The organism is Streptomyces sp. NPDC003697 (assembly GCF_053587115.1).
In genome coordinates, this window is sequence record NZ_JBSFNN010000115.1 from 1 (window position 1) to 15,970 (window position 15,970).

13 protein-coding genes are annotated in these 15,970 nt (G+C 72.4%); 2 read left to right on the forward strand and 11 right to left on the reverse strand.

The genetic code is table 11. The annotated features are described in order from the left end of the window. Nucleotides 1–718 precede the first annotated feature (718 nt). Complete coding sequence (locus tag ACWDNY_RS29040; RefSeq protein WP_451648783.1) at nt 719–1,324, forward strand: response regulator transcription factor; 606 nt, start codon at nt 719–721, stop codon at nt 1,322–1,324. Here the strand turns inward: ACWDNY_RS29040 and ACWDNY_RS29045 are convergent. The 11 genes from ACWDNY_RS29045 to ACWDNY_RS29095 form a co-directional block, all read right to left on the reverse strand. Then, entirely contained in the window at nt 1,302–2,507 is a 1,206-nt protein-coding gene (locus tag ACWDNY_RS29045) for a sensor histidine kinase (protein ID WP_451648784.1), read from the reverse strand. The two genes, ACWDNY_RS29040 and ACWDNY_RS29045, sit on opposite strands and share 23 nt — an antisense overlap. Nucleotides 2,508–2,592: 85 nt before the next feature. Beyond that, a complete protein-coding gene (locus ACWDNY_RS29050) occupies nt 2,593–4,074 on the reverse strand; it encodes a SagB family peptide dehydrogenase (protein WP_451648785.1) in 1,482 nt (493 codons plus the stop codon). Between the two features lie 51 nt (nt 4,075–4,125). Continuing rightward, nucleotides 4,126–6,402 (reverse strand): TOMM precursor leader peptide-binding protein, encoded by a 2,277-nt coding sequence (locus ACWDNY_RS29055; RefSeq protein WP_451648786.1) that lies wholly within the window; start codon nt 6,400–6,402, stop codon nt 4,126–4,128. Between the two features lie 54 nt (nt 6,403–6,456). Then, nucleotides 6,457–6,606, reverse strand: coding sequence for a hypothetical protein (locus ACWDNY_RS29060; protein WP_451648787.1), 150 nt, complete (start codon nt 6,604–6,606; stop codon nt 6,457–6,459). Between the two features lie 172 nt (nt 6,607–6,778). Beyond that, nucleotides 6,779–8,095 carry a sulfate adenylyltransferase subunit 1 gene (locus tag ACWDNY_RS29065; RefSeq protein ID WP_451648788.1) on the reverse strand — a complete coding sequence of 439 codons (1,317 nt, stop codon included), beginning with the start codon at nt 8,093–8,095 and terminating at the stop codon, nt 6,779–6,781. Nucleotides 8,096–8,097: 2 nt separating this feature from the next. After that, nucleotides 8,098–9,039 carry a sulfate adenylyltransferase subunit CysD gene (gene cysD, locus ACWDNY_RS29070; RefSeq protein ID WP_451648789.1) on the reverse strand — a complete coding sequence of 314 codons (942 nt, stop codon included), beginning with the start codon at nt 9,037–9,039 and terminating at the stop codon, nt 8,098–8,100. Further along, nucleotides 9,036–9,656, reverse strand: a complete 621-nt coding sequence (gene cysC, locus ACWDNY_RS29075; RefSeq protein WP_451648790.1) for an adenylyl-sulfate kinase — start codon at nt 9,654–9,656, stop codon at nt 9,036–9,038. The genes cysD and cysC overlap by 4 nt, the downstream gene beginning before the upstream one ends. After that, nucleotides 9,641–11,512 (reverse strand): M20/M25/M40 family metallo-hydrolase, encoded by a 1,872-nt coding sequence (locus ACWDNY_RS29080; RefSeq protein WP_451648791.1) that lies wholly within the window; start codon nt 11,510–11,512, stop codon nt 9,641–9,643. Before ACWDNY_RS29080 ends, cysC begins: the two co-directional genes overlap by 16 nt. Before the next feature lie 302 nt (nt 11,513–11,814). Then, nucleotides 11,815–12,585, reverse strand: a complete 771-nt coding sequence (locus ACWDNY_RS29085) for an SDR family NAD(P)-dependent oxidoreductase (RefSeq protein ID WP_451648792.1) — start codon at nt 12,583–12,585, stop codon at nt 11,815–11,817. After that, nucleotides 12,582–13,655: a sulfotransferase gene (locus ACWDNY_RS29090; protein ID WP_451648793.1), complete on the reverse strand. Its 1,074-nt coding sequence runs from the start codon at nt 13,653–13,655 to the stop codon at nt 12,582–12,584. Before ACWDNY_RS29090 ends, ACWDNY_RS29085 begins: the two co-directional genes overlap by 4 nt. A gap of 38 nt (nt 13,656–13,693) precedes the next feature. Further along, the gene (locus ACWDNY_RS29095; protein WP_451648794.1) at nt 13,694–14,584 is read right to left on the reverse strand and encodes a family 3 encapsulin nanocompartment shell protein; all 891 of its coding nucleotides are present in this window, start codon (nt 14,582–14,584) and stop codon (nt 13,694–13,696) included. Between the two features lie 282 nt (nt 14,585–14,866). On the opposite strand from ACWDNY_RS29095, the gene ACWDNY_RS29100 reads away from it, so the two are divergent. Further along, complete coding sequence (locus ACWDNY_RS29100) at nt 14,867–15,790, forward strand: LysR family transcriptional regulator (RefSeq protein WP_451648795.1); 924 nt, start codon at nt 14,867–14,869, stop codon at nt 15,788–15,790. Nucleotides 15,791–15,970: the final 180 nt, after the last annotated feature.

The following is a 15,970-nucleotide window of genomic DNA, read 5'->3' on the forward strand; positions in this document are numbered from 1 at the left end:
CAGCCAGCAACGAACCGAGACTCCCGCGACAGCCGCGATCTCATGTCCGACCAGCAAAAGTCACACACGAGGTTCGGAAAGAGAACGACCTCTAACTGCGTGACAACGCCGCCGCACAGCGGCGGACGAACGCGGACGACTGCGGACCGTCAGACCAGGTCGTAGGCACGACCGCCCAAGGCAGAGGCCCCACCCAAGTTGCTTCGGGACGAAGAGGTCGTGGGTTCAAATCCCGCCGCCCCGACAGTGCAGTACCAGGTAAGGGGCCTGATCCGCTTAGCGGGTCGGGCCCCTGGGTGGTTCCGAGGGGCGTTCGGGAGCCGGGTTCGGCTCCCAAACGGCTCCCATCAGCCCGCCATCAAGGCCGCTCGAGCACCCACCGAGCGACCCACTCAGCCCGACGCAGCGCCGAGGACTGGCTGGGCGACATCCTTCCCGAGTTGCTCGCGACCGCTCACCTCGTCGAGTCCGGCCTCCGTGTGGCGGCCCACTTCGCTCGGTTCCCGATGTACTGACGCACGGTTTTCGGCCGCCGCCGGCACCGAATCGGTGCATCGGCCAATGAGTCGCACCGTATCGACGGTCCGGCCCGCAACGGCCACGGCCTGCAGGTGATGGCTCCAACAGCCGTGCACTGGACGCGAGTTCGCGCGTAGAGTTCACGCCAAGCACACAGGTCCAACACGACAGATCACCGCACTGACACCGGGGGGAATCAGTGATCCGAGTCCTGCTTGCGGAGGACATGCTCATGCTCCGTCGCGCCCTGGCCTCCCTGCTGGAGCTGGAGTCCGACATCGAGGTGGTGGCCGAGACCGGGAACGGCGACCAGGTCCTGCCGCTGGCACTGGAGCACCAGCCCGACGTGGCGGTGCTCGACATCGATATGCCGGGCATCGACGGCATCGAGGCCGCAGGGCTGCTCCACCAGAAACTCCCCTCCTGCCGGACCGCGATCCTGACCACGCTCGGCCGGCCGGGCAATCTGCGCCGCGCCCTGGAGGCGCACGCCTGCGGGTTCCTGCTCAAGGACACAGAGCCCGCCCGGCTCGCGGCGGCGATCCGGGCGGTGGCCGCCGGGGGCCGGGTGGTCGATCCGGAGCTGGCGCTCAGCGCCCTGCAAGCCGGGGAGAGTCCGCTCTCCGCCCGGGAGACCGAGGTGCTGCGGCTGGCCGCGCAGGGCGAAGAGGTGCCGGAGATCGCCCGTGCGCTGTTCCTGTCCGCGGGCACCGTGCGCAACTACCTGACCGCCGCGGTGACCCGGCTGAACGCCCGCAACCGGATGGATGCCGTGCGGATCGCTAGGGATTCCGGCTGGCTGTGACCGCGCCCTCGTCATCCTTCCCTGCGGCCTGCGCGGGCAGGACGACGGACAGCTCGAACCAGCCGTCGGGACGCTCACCGGAGTCGAGCCGGCCGCCGAGGGCCGTGGCCCGCGCCGCCAGACTGCTCAGCCCGTTCCCGCCGGACGCAGCGGCGCCCGGCACCTCGGCGAAGTGGGCGCTTCTCGCGTCCCTGATGCCGTCCCTCAGCCCATCGTTGACGATCACCAGGCGCACGGATCCGTCGGCGGCCGCGGCCTCGATCACACAGTTCTGGGCCTTGCTGTGGCGCAGCATGTTGGTGACGCCCTCGCGCAGCACCGTCGCCAGCACCGCGTCCACCGCCGGCGACACCTCACCCGCCGCCACCCGCACCGCGGCATGGATGCCGACGGCCCGCAACAGCGATGCGGCAGCCGGGAGTTCACGGTCGAGGCTCATCCGCAAATAGCTGCTTGCCACCGAGCGCACCTCGGAGGATGCCTGCCGGGCCGCCTGCACGATCTCGGTGATCTCGCTCTCGGCGCGCTCCGGGTCGCCCCGCACCAGACGGTGGGCGAGTTCGCACTTGAGGGTGATGGTGGAAAGACTGAAGCCGAGCAGGTCGTGCAGATCGCGGGCAAAGCGCACCCGCTCCTGCGCGAGGGTCACCCGCACCAGTTCGTCACGGGCGGCCTGAACTTCGGCGATGAGCCCGGTCAGCCGGCTCAGCCCGTACACCACGACGCCGGTGAGGACGGTCGCCACCGTGTTGTACGGCAGCTGGTCCGCGCCGTAGCCCACCAGGAACTGCACAGCGCCCGTCGCCACGACGACCAGCGCGAAGGCCGCCCAGGCGAGCGCCGGGCGCAGCACCAACAAACAGGAGGAGCAGAGGAATCCGGGCATGCCCAGCCAGGCCGCGCCGAAGAACGTGAACGGGGCGAAGGTGAGTGCCGCCTGGACAGCCAGAGTCACTCGCCGATGCCGCGCCCACCTCGGTGCCCGCGCCGGGAACGAGTGACAGACCTGCAGGCCGAGCAGCGTCAGCATCAGAACGCCGAACGCCGTCAGCTTGAGCGCGCCGAAGCCGCCCTTCACCGCGTAGGTGAGCGCCACGCCGAAGAAGCAGAGAATGACGACGGTGGTGATGGCGGACGCCATCCTGGGGGCCAGTTCGACGTTGCTGACCGGTCTGTGCCGCATCGGGCCGGCCGAGGCCAACGGACGGAACCATCGCACTGAAACCCCCACTCGAATGTGATTTCGGGTGGAGTACAGCATAGGTCCGTCAGGCCGTCATCGTCCCGGTTCCGGGGCCGGGCAAGGCCGACACCACGAACTCCCCCACCCCTGGCTCGGCCCGCCAGTCGAGGCCGAAGGCGCGGGCCGTCGTCTCGGTGTCGCCGAACGCCAGCGCGCAGGGCCCGAGTCCCATCGCGGTCGCGACCAGGTACAACGTCTGCTGGAGCGCTCCCACTTCCTTGAGAAGCGCGGAGTAGGCCGTGCCCCGGTAGAGACCGGCCGTACGGTGGTAGCGGGCCGTCATGCTGATCAGTACCGACGGCTCCTGGCTCATCCCCGCGTTCGCGGCGGCCTCGTCGAGCAGGCCGTCCACCAGCTCCGGCGCCGTGTCCAGCGAGGCGAGCAGATGGCCGTGCGGGTCGTAGTGGTACACGCCGCGCTTCAGGTCGCCGCCGCCGGCGACGGTGAGGTACAGCTCCAGCGGATAGCGCGCGCCGAGGCTCGGATACGGTCGCCCGCCCGCCGGACGCTCGGCGGCGGACCGGTGCAGCAGCTCCCCCAACTGGTCGAGGGTCAGCGGCATTCCGTTGTCCACTCGCTCGGAGCGCCGGGCGGCCAGGACCTCGCTCAGGCCGGGCTCGCGCGCGCCCGCGCGGGCTCGACCGGGCACCGGCAGGGCGATGACCGTGTCCCCGTCGACAGGGGCGCCGTACCCGCCGTCGCCGTCGGTGTCGTCGTCCAACCCGTCGGCCCAGCCCACTGGTTCGTCGTGCGCACCCGGTCTGCTGCGCTGGTGCACGAGCAGCTCCCGCGGCAACCAGGGTTCCAGGGCGATGTCGTGATCCTCGGCGAAGGCGAAAGAGGGGGAGGACGATCCGTCCGCGTCGCAGAAGGCCGCCTGCGGGACTCCCGGTACCAGCATCCCGGCGGCCTCCAGGTAGCCGACCACCAGAGCCGTCTCCTGCATCGGCAGCCCGAGCATGCGGGCCGCCTCGCGCACCGTCGTGGGCCAGGCGTAGCAGCCGACCAGCCAGCCGGCCTGCGGGGTGTGCAGGAGCACCCGGTGGGCGGCGAGCGGCGACTCCGCCACCCATCCCTCGGCTCCGACCCGCAGGGTGACGAACTTCGACAGTCGGTGCACGGCGTCCCCGTCGGGGCGGCCGGGGGTGAACCGGGCTCGCCGGGCGATGGGCACCACGGTCAGATGGTGGGTGCCCTCCGCCAGCGCAAGGGTGCGCACCACGACATGCTGGAGTCGTCCGAGGGCGGCGTCCAGGGCGTCGTACTGGGGGCGTTCCTCGGCCGGTCCGGTGCCCTCGGTGAAGCCGGGCAGCACGTTGTCGAGCGAGACCGGACCGTACGTCATGCGCTCCAGCGCCCGGCCGACCGCGGGGGTGCCCGCGTCGAGGCGGATCTCCCCCCAGGGGGTGCTGACGACGCCGGCGCCCGGGTCGTCCGGTACGAGCCGGAGTCTGCAGTCCTCACGCAACGACCACAGCGGCTTCAGGGACGGGGCGGGGGAATTCATGGCGAGACCTCGGGGCGGTGGTGTGGGGGGGTACGACGGTGTCGGGCGGTGTCACAGGAAGAGCGGGACCGGGTTGAGGTCCTCGTAGCGAATCGAGGTGGACCGGCGGCCGAGGCGCACCGGGACGTCGTACAGGCGGCCGGGGGCGAAGCGGGCCCAGAAGGGGCGCAGCCCGGGCACCACCACCTTGACCACCGGCAGGCCGGTGTCCGGCTGGGTCTGGTCGAGAACCAGCAGGTCGCTGCCGATTCCGCGGGCGAGGTCGGTGGCCGCCGCCACGTCGTCGGCCAGGTCGGCGCGCGGAACGTACCCGAAGTCCTCGCGGCTGCGGGCCGGTTCGGCCGGCCCGGGCAGCAGGTACGGCTGGTTGGCGGTGGTGGCGGTCCGCCACCAGGTCAGGACGGCGGGGTCGTCGCAGCTGTACCCGGTGCCGTCGGGAAGGGCCTGGGCGACCGGCGGGAGCATCTGGTTGAGCTCCGCCACCGCCCGGCGCAGCGCGACCCGGGGGTCGAAGTGGGCGCCGAAGCCGAGGGTGATGTCCTCGGCCGGTTTGTCGGTGCGGGCGGACAGGGCGGCGAAGACCGGGATGCCGAGGTCGCTGGTGAGGTCGAGGACCCACAGCCGCCGGGCGAGGCCCCGGTGTTCGTCGCGCACCCGCCGGACCCAGGGGTCGTCGAAGGCGTCGAGGTCCACGCCGGGCTGGCAGGTGCGGTTGTACCACCACAGGGCGACGGCGTCGCGTTCGACGAGTTCCAGGAAGCCCTGGACGACGGCGTCCTCGCGGCAGCTGCCTGCCGCCGATCCGTTGGAGGTCGCCGCGAACGGGGCCCTGTTGCCGGGCGCGTTGTAGTAGAGCATCGCGGTGGGCACCAGGCGGTGCCGGTTTCCGGTGAGGGACCACATCGGCGTCCAGTCGACCGGCGCGTCCTCGTCGAAGGGGTCGCAGACGCGGTGCGCCGGGCCGTGCCCGGCGTTCCAGCGGTGGCGGTCGGCGTACTGGCGGGGGTGGAAGAGCTGGACGGTGTCCGGGTGCACGGCTCGGTCGGCGATGTCCCGGTAGGCGGCCCGCACGGTCGGCTCGTCGCCCTGGAAGTAGCCGCTGTGCCGCTCGACGGCCTCGCACAGGGCGCTCACCTTCGCCTGGGTCTCGGTGGTGCCCTTGCCCGAGCTGTGGCTGCGCAGTCCGCTGCGCACCTGGGCGAGTCCGGTGGGCGCCGCGGCCGGGTTGTGCCCGGAGTGGAAGCAGTTGAGGAAGCCGGGGCCGCGCCGGTCGCGGCGGATCTCCTTGACCACTCCGGTCAGGTCGTCGACGAGATGCCCGTATCGCCGGAGCATCTCCTCCGCCGGCAGCGACCGCTCGCCGGTGCCGGTGCCGGTCTTGGGGCTACGGGTGATGACGAACGGCGCCCCGACCTGGCACGCCATCAGCTCGGGGTCGCCGCAGGAGGAGCACTGCGGGCGGCGCCGTACCGGATGGTGACTGCTCGTCAGGTCGAGGGGGTCCAGCTCCCACAGCGCGGACTGGCCGGGGTGGCGCTGCCCGGCCAGCCACTTGACGGCCTCCAGGCAGGCCAGGTGCAGACCGGCCGCGCGGCCGGCGGCGAGTGCCGAGGGCGGGGTGCGGACCGGGCGGCCGAGGGCCCGGCCGAGGAACGCCTCGGCGGGGCGGTTGCGGCGCAGCGGCTCGGCCAGGCAGTGCCAGCAGGGGCCGTCGTCCGGGCGGAACACCGGGCCGATCCAGGGCCGCCCGCCCATCAGCCGGACGAGCAGCCAGGGCGTGCCCGCGGACCGGTACGCGGCGTCCATGTCCGCCAGTTCGGCGTCGAGGTAGCTGTCGCAGAGGACGACGGCGAGGCTCGGGGGTTCGGTGTCCTCGCCGGGGCGGTGCGGGCGCAGGCCGTTGTCGGTGAGCGCGGCGGTCATCTCGGCGACGGCCTGCCGGGCGTGGGTGCCGGTGGAGACGACGGCGACCGTGGCGACCGCGGTGCGGCGGGCGGCGGCGGGCCCGTCCATGCCCGCGAGTTCCCAGAACGCCTCGTCGGGGGAGGCGGCGGCATCCGGCGGCCGGTGGGTGAGCAGCCCCGAGTCGAGGAGCCTGCCGACGACCTGCCGCACCTGCGCCGGGAACAGCCCGGCGGGCGCCTCGTCGGCCAGCTGGTCCAGTGACCGGCTGCCGTCGAGGAGCGGGGCGAGCTCGGTGACTCCGGCGCCGCGCAGCACGGTCACGCCGCGGTCGGACACCAGGAATACCCCTTCCCCCGGCACCACTTCGGCCGTCAGGTGGTGCTTGAAGGCCAGTCCCGGTTCCGCGCTCTGCTGCTTCGTCACTGCCGTCCCCGTTCCCCCTGCGATCGGCTGCGGTCCGTTCGACTGCTGAACGCGTCACTCGGCGAGCGCGCCCTCCGACCAGCAGATGCAGGTGCCCGGCTGGAACGGCTCGGCGGCCAAGGCGGCAAGGTCCTCGATGACCAGGCCGTCCATGGCCGGGGCGTCGGTGGCGGGGCAGGCGGTGGTGGCGACGGTGAGATTCATGTCGGCCCTTCGTCGAAGGTGGTGTCGAGCGGTGTCGAATGGTGCTGGTGGTGCCCGGTGGCGCTGGGTGGTGCCGCGTTCGATGAGGAAGAGTCTTCCGGGACGCGGGCGGGGCCGACAGTGCCAGCGTCACCGGCTCGACATGACACTCTCATGATCATCTAGGGCAGCTCTACACTCCTTCCTCGCGGCCCGGGGCCTCCGGGGCGTCCGCCATGCCTGCCGTGAGGGTGCTGCCGTCGTCCGGGTCGATGAGCAGGAACGAACCGGTGCGGCGCAGCTCGGCATAAGCGTCGAGGGCGATCGGCTCGGCGGTGCGCACCAGAATCCGCCCGATGTCGTTGGCGTCGAGCGTCCTCGGCCCCGGACGCTCGGTGAGGTCCCGCAGGTCGAGCCGGGAGCCGATCTCCTCGACCCGCGCCCGCACGGTGCGCGTGGTGTGCTTCAGCAGCACCCGCTGACCGGCACGCAGCGGACGTTCGGCCAGATGACAGACGGTGGCGTGGATCAGCCGGGTGGTGCGGGGCGGGGCGGCGGCGGGGGCCACCAGATCACCGCGGGCGATGTCGATGTCGTCGGTCAGGCGCACCGTCACCGACTGCGGCGCCCAGGCCGCCGGGACCGTGCCCGCCGGGGTGTCGATGGCCTCGACGACGCTGCTGCGGCCGGACGGCAGGACGGTCACCGGGTCGCCGACCCGCAGCAGCCCGGAGACGAGCTGACCGGCGTAGCCGCGGTAGTCGCGGTGTCCGGCGGTCTGCGGCCGGATCACGTACTGCACGGGCAGGCGGGCCGGTTCGGTGCGTGGGTCAAAGCCGGTGGGCACCGTCTCCAGGTGCTCCAGGACGGTCGGGCCGCCGTACCAGTCCATCCGGTCCGAGGGCCGTACGACGTTGTCGCCGTCCAGCGCCGAGACCGGGACAGCGGTCACGCGGGCGACGCCGAGGGTGCCGGCACAGCCGGCGAACTCGGCGACGATGTCCGCGAAGACCTGCTCCGAACAGCCCACCAGGTCCATCTTGTTGACGACCAGCGTCACCCGGGGGATGCGCAGCAGCGCGGACACGGCGAGATGGCGGCGGGTCTGCTCCACGACGCCGTGCCGGGCGTCCACCAGGACCAGGGCAAGGTCGGCGGTGGAGGCGCCGGTGACCATGTTGCGGGTGTACTGCACATGGCCCGGGGTGTCGGCGAGGATGAACCGGCGTCGGGGCGTGGCGAAGTAGCGGTACGCCACGTCGATGGTGATGCCCTGCTCGCGTTCGGCGCGTAGGCCGTCGGTGAGGAGGGCGAGGTCGGGGGTGTCCTGGCCGCGTGAGCGGGAGGCGTGCTCGACGGCCTCCATCTGGTCGGCGAGGACCGACTTGGAGTCGTGCAGCAGACGGCCGACGAGCGTGGACTTGCCGTCGTCGACGGAGCCGGCGGTGGCGAACCGCAGGGTGTCGATGGCAGGGGCTCGGTGGATGGCCGGGGCTGGGTCGATGGTCATGGCTAGAAGTACCCCTCGCGCTTGCGGTCTTCCATGGCGGCCTCGGAGAGCTTGTCGTCGGCGCGGGTGGCGCCCCGCTCGGTGAGGCGGGCGGCGGCGATCTCGGCGATGACCTGGTCCAGGGTCACCGCGTCGGAGTCCACGGCGCCGGTGCAGGACATGTCGCCGACGGTGCGATAGCGGACGAGGCGCTTCTCGACGGTCTCGCCGTCCTTGGGCCCGCCCCACTCACCCGCGGTCAGCCACATGCCGCCCCGCCGGAACACCTCACGCTCGTGTGCGAAGTAGATGTCCGGCAACTCGATGCCCTCACGGGCGATGTACTGCCAGACGTCCAGCTCGGTCCAGTTGGACAGCGGGAACACGCGGACGTGCTCGCCGGGCGCGTGCCGCCCGTTGTAGAGGTTCCAGAGCTCGGGGCGCTGCCTGCGCGGGTCCCACTGGGAGAACTCGTCGCGCAGCGAGAACACCCGTTCCTTGGCGCGGGCCTTTTCCTCGTCCCGGCGGCCACCGCCGAACACGGCGTCGAAGCGCTCGGCCTGGATCTTCTCCGTGAGGGGCACGGTCTGGAGGGGGTTGCGGGTGCCGTCGGCCCGCTCGCGCAGCACGCCTCGGTCGATGTAGTCCTGCACGGACGCGATGTGCAGACGCAGGTTGTGCCGGGCGACCGTACGGTCCCGGTGGTCGATGACCTCGGGGAAGTTGTGCCCGGTGTCGACGTGCAACAGGGAGAACGGGACGCTCGCCGGCGCGAACGCCTTCAGCGCCAGGTGCAGCATGGCGATGGAGTCCTTGCCGCCGGAGAAGAGGATCACCGGGTTCTCGAACTCGCCCGCCACCTCGCGGAAGATGTGGATGGCCTCCGACTCGACGGCGTCGAGATGGGACAGGGTGTACGGGTTCGCGGTGGCCGCGGGTGCCGGTGCGGTGGTCAGGGCGGTCATGCCAGCCCCCGCTCGGTGAGCACGGCGAGGAGCACCGCCACGGACCGGTCCACGGACTCGGTGTGCGAGTCGATCCGCAGGTCGGGGGCCGACGGCTCCTCGTACGGGTCGTCCACGCCGGTCAGCCCCTTGATCTCGCCCGCGGCGCGGCGCGCGTACAGGCCCTTGACGTCACGTACGGAGCACACCTCGACCGGGGCGGCGACATGGATCTCCAGGAACGCGGTACGGCTCTCCCGGTGCAGGTCGCGCACCAGTGCGCGGGAGTCGGCGTAGGGGGCGATGACCGGGACCAGGGTGAGGACGCCGTTGCGGGCGAGGACCTGGGCGACGCGGCCGACGCGCTCGACGTTGCGGTGCCGGTCCTCGCGGGAGTAGCCGAGGTCGCCGGTGAGCGTACGGCGCAGTTCGTCGCCGTCGAGCACCTCCACGCGGCGGCCGTCACGTCGTAGGACCTCGGCGGCGGCGCGGGCGACGGTGGTCTTGCCGGAGCTCGGCAGCCCGGTCAGCCACACGGTCGCGCCGGGGTAGCAGGTGCAGTAAGGAGCAGGTGTGGAAGGGGAGGTGAGGTCGGGGCCCGGTCGGGTGGTCTGCAGGGTGGTCACAGCGTGCTCCATTCTCGGACGGCGGCGGTCAGCAGGCGCCGGGCCTGCCGGAACTCGGCCGCGGGCAGGTGCTCGGCGGGGGTGTGGTCCAGGCTCGCGTCACCGGGGCCGTAGGCGACCATGGGGACGCCGTGCCAGGTGGTGGCAAGCGTGTTCATGTCGCTGCTGCCTTTCTTCATCAGGTAGCGGATCCTCAACTCCTCGGCTTGGAAGGCCCGTTGGAACGCCTTGACGAGTGGGCTGGTGCGCGGTGTGGCCACGCCCGGGGTGGCCCGCAGCACCTCGATGCGAACGGGCTCCGCCACGGCGGCGCGCAGCGCGTCGACGATCGTCTCCACGGCGTGGCCCGGAGGCAGCCGTACGTCGACGACGGCTTCGCCGTCCTGGACGTCGCCCTCGTTGAGGGCGCGGACGCCCAGCGTGGCGGTGAGGGCGTCGGGGGCAACCTCAGCGACCGCTGTGCGCACGGCGGTGAGGGACTCGACGAGGCGGTCACCGGCCGTGCGGACGCCCTCGCCGGCGGTGTGGCCGACGCTCTCGCGGGTGTGCAGGCGGACCTTGATCAGGCCGTAGTAGCCGAGAGTGAGGGCGGACGCGCCGCTGGGCTCGCCGACGATCACCGCGTCGGCGGGGTAGGTGTCGCGGACGTGGAAGGCGCCGGCCCCGGTGATCTCCTCCTCGACGGAGCCGATCACCCGTAGCTCGACGCCCTCGGGAGGGTCGTGGTCGGCGAGGGTCTGCAGGAAGGTCACCAGACTGCCCTTGGCGTCGACCGAACCGCGGCCGGAGAGCACCTCACCGTCCCAGCGGACGGGCCATCGGTAGGGCACGGTGTCCAAGTGGCCGAGCATCATCAGCCGCCGGTCTCCCGCGCCCTTGGTGGCGACCAGGTTGCCGACGGCGTCGATCTCGGACTTCAGGCCGTGGTCGGCGCACCACTCGGCGAGGAAGGCGGCGAGTTCGCGTTCGTCGCGGGAGACGGAGGACAGTTGCACTGTCCGGGAGAGCAAGCTGAGGTCGGCGGCCGGCGCGGTGGTGCCCCAGAAGCGGGTGGCGCCCGTCGCGGACAGCGTGTGCGGGCCGGTGATCGCCGTGTCGGAGGCACCGCCGATGGCGATCTCGGCGGCGCGCACCTTCTGCCGCATACGGCCCTTCGCGTACCTGCCGCCCTCGCCCTCGGTGAGGTGGCGCAGGGTGCTGGTCGGGTCGGCTGGGTCGGAGAGCAGGCCGGCGGTGCCCGTCACCAGGCGTAGATGGTCGGCGTTCAGGGCGCGGGCCAGGGTGGCGGCGAGGACGTCGGCGTCCACGTTGAGCGGTGTACCGCCGTCGGTGTCGGCGGCCGGCGGGGAGAGGCAGACCACGTCGAAGGCGTCGAGCAGGGCGGTGATGCGGGGCGCGTCGACGGAGGTGACGGTTCCGGCGCGGTGGTCGCGGACGACGCGAATACGGCCGTTGTCGCGCACCCGCATCGGTCCGTTGGCCTTGGCCGTCACGAGGGAGCCGCCGCGGGCCACCGACGCGAAGACCGACAGGCCACGCCGGGTCAGCTCCTCCTCCACCAGGGGGAGGGTCACCTCCTCGTACGCGGCGACGATGTGCCGCATCTCCTCGGGCGGGCAGTAGCGGATCTCGTCGCCGCCGCGGGAGACGAGGGTGCGGATCTCGCGTCCGGTGCGGCGGTAGTGCTCGGCGATACCGGCGGCTCCCCCGGCGACGACGAGCAGGCGCGCGCCGCGCCCACGCAGGGCGAGCAGTTCGTCGAAGACACGGCTGTGGGCCAGGGTGGCACTGCCCAGCTTGACCACATAGAGCGCCGGCCGCCGCGCGCTGGCGACTTCGCCCAGGGGCGGGGTTGTTCCCGGGGGCATGTGCGTACTCCTTCGGCTGTGGGGCGGGTTTGGGTGGGCGACGGGTCGTCGGGCAGTGGGGCGGGGCGGGCCGGGATGCGTGCGCCCGTCGGGTGACGAGGCGTCGGCCCAGGGCGGGCGGCACTCCCCTCGCGTGACCGGACGCCGGCCGGGTGGCAGGACGTCGGCCGAGGGCCAGGGACACGCCCGTCGGGTGAAGGGAGCGGCGGCCGAGGGCCGGGCGGGCGCCGCCCGGAGGCGGGGCGCCGGTCCGAAGACCGAGCGCGAGCCGGAAGGCCGGACGTCAGCTCGGGTGGCCGGTGTCAGACGATGGCGCGGGTGTTGCCGCCGTCGGCCAGCAGGACCGTGCCCGTGACGAAGGCGGCCTGTTCGCTGGCGAGGAAGGCGACCAGGGCGCCCAGGTCCTCCGCGCGGCCGATGCGGCCGACGGGCAGGGAGGCGGCGACCTCGGCGAGGCGTTCCTCGACCTCGTCGCCGTACTGGACGTCGAGGATCGGGGTGCGGTGGAAACCGGGCGCCAGCACGTTGACCGTGACCCCGGATGCGCCGAACGCGTCGACGAGGCCCTTGGCGAAGCCGAGGACGCCGAGCCGGGCCACCGAGGACAGTCCGCTGCCCGGGTGGGGCCGGCGCACCGACTCGGAAGTGATCATCACGATCCGCCCCCAGCCGGCCTGCCGCAGATGGGGTGCGGCGGCCAGCGACAGCGAGACGTGCGGCAGCAGGTTGTCGTTGACGGCCTCGCGGTACTCGGCGACCTCGAAGTCCTCGACGGGGCCGAAGGGAACGCCTCCGGAGTTCGTCACCAGGACATGCAGCGCGCCGAAGGCCTCGGCGGCCTCCCTCACCCATCCGGCGGCGGCCTGCTCGTCACGCAGGTCCACCGACCGGCTCAGCACCCGGCCGGGACCGCACGCGTCCACCTCCTTGTGGGCCGCGGCGAGCCGCTCGGGATCACGGCCGCACATCGACACGTCGGCGCCCTCCGCCGCGAGCACCTTGGCGACCGCGAGCCCGATACCGCTGCTGGAGGCCGCCACGAGCGCGGCTTTGCCGGCGAGTCCGAGGTTCACCAGAGCTCACCCGGCCGGAGGGGGGCGACGAAGCCTTGCCGGGCCGCCGTCTGTGAACTCGCCTTCGGGGACGGGGTGTCGGCCGTACCGGGGTGTGCGGTGCCGCCGGCCGGAGTGGGCGGTGTGCCGGACCGGCGGGAGGGTGCCACCGGGTAGCCGTACCGGCCGAGCAGCGGCAGCGCCGGGACCGTGGCTGCCGCGATGTCGGCCGGGGACAGGGCGGTGCGCCAGCGCTCGTCGGGGCGGATCTGCGTCACCCCGCGCCGCAGCCGGTCCGGATTGCCGGTGACCGTGTGGTTGACGCCGAGTGGGACCCGGCCGGACTCGTCGACCGGGGCCTCGTCGTCCAGGCCGGCGAAGCGCAGCACCTCGGCCACCGTCTGCCGGGGCCGGGCGCACAGGTCTTCGTGCCGGACGCGCAGGTAGCGGTCGCCCGCCGCCGTGCCGACGAGCTCGGAGGCGAGGTTGAACGCCGTCCAGTAACCGCTGGAGCGGGCCGGGGACATCGGGTCGATGTACTCCTTCGCGCTGCGGTACGACAGGGCGGTGGCCCTCGGGTCCCGCACGATGTGCAGCACCCGTACGTCGAGGTCGGACCGGCCCAGCAGGGCAGCGGCCTCCGCCGGGCACTTGGAGCCGTCCACCACCAGCCGGTCGGCGCCGCGGGCGGCGATCCGACGGTAGACGGCGGCCGACTGGTCGAGCAGCTCGGCGACCCCGGGAGCGGCGGGCCGCGTGCCGCGCGCCTCGGCGAGCCGGTCCCTGGTGTGCCGGGTGCGCATCAGCGCGCTCTGGAGGCCCAGCATGCGGCGCGCGGTGGCCTCGGTGCCCCGGGCGGGCAGGGCGGCCAGCGCCTGCGACCACAGCGGGCACTCGGTCAGCGGCCGGCCGCAGCCGCAGCTGGAGTTGGTCCCGGTGCCGAGGACGCCGTTCTTCCACAGGAAGTGCAGCTCACCGATGTGGCGGACGCCGGGCAGCTCGTTGAGGACGTTGCCGAGCAGGGTACTGCCGCTGCGCATCCATCCGGTGATGTAGAGGACACGGACAGGGGGGCGAGGAGGGCCGGACATGGGGTTCCCTTCGTCGGCTGACCCAGGTCGGGGGCGGGTCAGTCGCGGGTCAGCAGCAGGAAGTGCTGGGGCAGGTGGACGGCGAGACCGACGCGGCTGGTCGCCTCGACGACGTCGGAGCCGTCCGGGCCCTGGCCGCGCAGCAGCGCCAGCGAGGCGACGCCGGGCACCAGCAGGGTCACGGCGGCCCGGAAGTCGCCGAGCAGGACCTGGCCGCGCGGGATCATGCGGGTGCGGGAGACGGTGATGCCCGCCGCCCCCAGCTGGCCGAGGACGCCGGCGCGGACCAGCTCCCAGTAGGTGAAGGGGTGGACGACGATGCCGTCGCAGGAGCCGCCGGTCTCCTCCACCTGGGCGGCCGCCTCCGTGATCGACGCGTACGCGTCGTCGCCGAGGGCGCCGTGGCGCATGCCGGGCAGGTCGAGCAGACCAGTGATGGCCTTGTCGTCGCTGCCGTGCAGCAGGGTCTGGTTCTCCACCACGGACAGCCGGACCAGGACGCGGTAGTCGATGAAGGACGCGAGCAGCGCCGGCTCGTCGAGGAGCCCGGCGGGCAGCGGCACCCGCACCTTCAGGTCGGTGAGTTCGGCGTGCTGCAGACGGGAGGTGAAGGAACCCTCCGGGGTGGTGCTGTACGACGTGCCGGAGGCGGCGAGGTGCGTGGCCGGCTCGTGCACGAACGGCACCGGGGCGTCGCCGACCGACGCCGTCTTCAGCAGGTGCCGTACGGCATAGCGGGGCCGGGTCGCGAACAGCGGGAACACGGCCGGGAGATGGGCGCGAAACGGTATGACGCGATCCTCGTCGGCCGCGGCCCCGCGCACCGACCAGGCGAATTCCTCGCCCGGGCTGCGCTCGTCGAGGGACGGGTCGGCGAGGTTTATACGGACGCCCTGCTGTACTGCCGAGGAGGCGGGTGCTGCAAGCATTCTTTTCTCCCTGAGTAGCTACCTGAGTGACCCTGGACGTGCCGCTTGAACGGCCCTTGAGTGGGATCGATGCTAGGCCTCCGCCGGACATTTCGGCGGAGTAATTCCACGCCCGTTTTTTATGGTCTGAATAAGGCGCCGTGATTCCCGTTCGGGACGACCGCACACACCGGACATGAAGATCTCACACACATCCGGTGAGCTGCGCCGTGGCCGCCGCGAACCCACCCCTCCTAGGCTGCTGCCAGCTCCAGGAATTCCAACCGACGACGGGGTGTCAGAATGCGTCACGACCTGCAGATAAATCGCCTGAGGGCATTGGTGGCCGTGGTCGAGCACGGCGGATTCCGGCGGGCCGCGGAGGCCCTGCACATCACCCAGCCGGCGGTCAGCCAGCAGATCCGCCAGCTCAGCGGCCTCATCAAGAGCCCGGTCTTCGCCGCCACGGGGCGGGAGATGCGGCTCAGCCCGCAGGGCGAGGAGCTGCTGGAGTACGCCCGCCGGATGGTGGCGCTGAACGACGAGGCGGTCGCCCGGTTCGTGCCCGAGGCCGGCCATGTGCTGCTGTCGGTCGGCGTGACCAGCCAGCTCGCCGAGGTCCTGCCGGAGTTCCTGCGCCGGGTCAACCGGGGGCTGCCCCAGGTGCAGCTGCGGGTCCGGACGGGGGTGAGCGAGGTGCTGGCGCAGCAGCTCGGCTCCGGTCAGCTCGACGCGGCGCTGCTGTTGCAGGCCGCCCCGCCGGACCCGGGCACGGACGCCCTGGAGCTGGGCAGGATGCGCATGGGCTGGTTCGGCCGGCCCGCCACCCGCGAGCGGGACCCGCTTCCGCTGGCCCTGTTCCCGGCCCCCTGCACCCTGCGCGGACTGGTCGGCGAGGTCCTGGACGACGCAAGCGTCCCCTGGCGCGTCGCCTACGAGGGGCCCGAGCTGATCGGCCTGTGCTCGGCCGCCAAGGCCGGCCTCGGCATGACCTGCCTGATCGCCAACGGCGACGAGCTGTGGGGGCTGTCCCGCACCGCGCATGCGGGGCTTCCGCAGCCGCCGGCCCCGCTGCCGGTGACCCTGGCGCTGGCCCCCGGTGCCGCCCCGGAGGGCTTCGCCCGGATCGCGGAGAAGGCGTTCCGGCAGGCGCTCCAGGGATATCCGCTTGAGCCCGCGGGCCCCGCGGACACCCTCATTCCCGCGGGCATGAGCAGCCGCGCATAAGCAGCCGCGTTCACTCCCATTCGAGCCGGTCATGAAACCCGGCCGAACGGCGGAAAACCCAGGGATAGAGTCCTTTCGGTTCCTTGCTCCACCAAATTCGATCACGCGAGGAGAAAAATGCCATGTCCCAGACCCTGACGATCACCGAATGCCTCGAGTGCGACGCGGCGGTGCCCTGGG

Bases quoted from the DNA above. Each gene is read 5' to 3' on its own strand.
- ACWDNY_RS29050 (WP_451648785.1), bottom strand. From the start codon at position 4,074: ATGAATTCCCCCGCCCCGTCCCTGAAGCCGCTGTGGTCGTTGCGTGAG.
- ACWDNY_RS29095 (WP_451648794.1), bottom strand. From the start codon at position 14,584: ATGCTTGCAGCACCCGCCTCCTCGGCAGTACAGCAGGGCGTCCGTATA.
- ACWDNY_RS29090 (WP_451648793.1), bottom strand. From the start codon at position 13,655: ATGTCCGGCCCTCCTCGCCCCCCTGTCCGTGTCCTCTACATCACCGGA.
- cysC (WP_451648790.1), bottom strand. From the start codon at position 9,656: ATGGAGCACGCTGTGACCACCCTGCAGACCACCCGACCGGGCCCCGAC.
- ACWDNY_RS29045 (WP_451648784.1), bottom strand. From the start codon at position 2,507: ATGCGGCACAGACCGGTCAGCAACGTCGAACTGGCCCCCAGGATGGCG.
- ACWDNY_RS29065 (WP_451648788.1), bottom strand. From the start codon at position 8,095: ATGACCATCGACCCAGCCCCGGCCATCCACCGAGCCCCTGCCATCGAC.
- ACWDNY_RS29080 (WP_451648791.1), bottom strand. From the start codon at position 11,512: ATGCCCCCGGGAACAACCCCGCCCCTGGGCGAAGTCGCCAGCGCGCGG.
- ACWDNY_RS29060 (WP_451648787.1), bottom strand. From the start codon at position 6,606: ATGAATCTCACCGTCGCCACCACCGCCTGCCCCGCCACCGACGCCCCG.
- cysD (WP_451648789.1), bottom strand. From the start codon at position 9,039: ATGACCGCCCTGACCACCGCACCGGCACCCGCGGCCACCGCGAACCCG.
- ACWDNY_RS29100 (WP_451648795.1), top strand. From the start codon at position 14,867: ATGCGTCACGACCTGCAGATAAATCGCCTGAGGGCATTGGTGGCCGTG.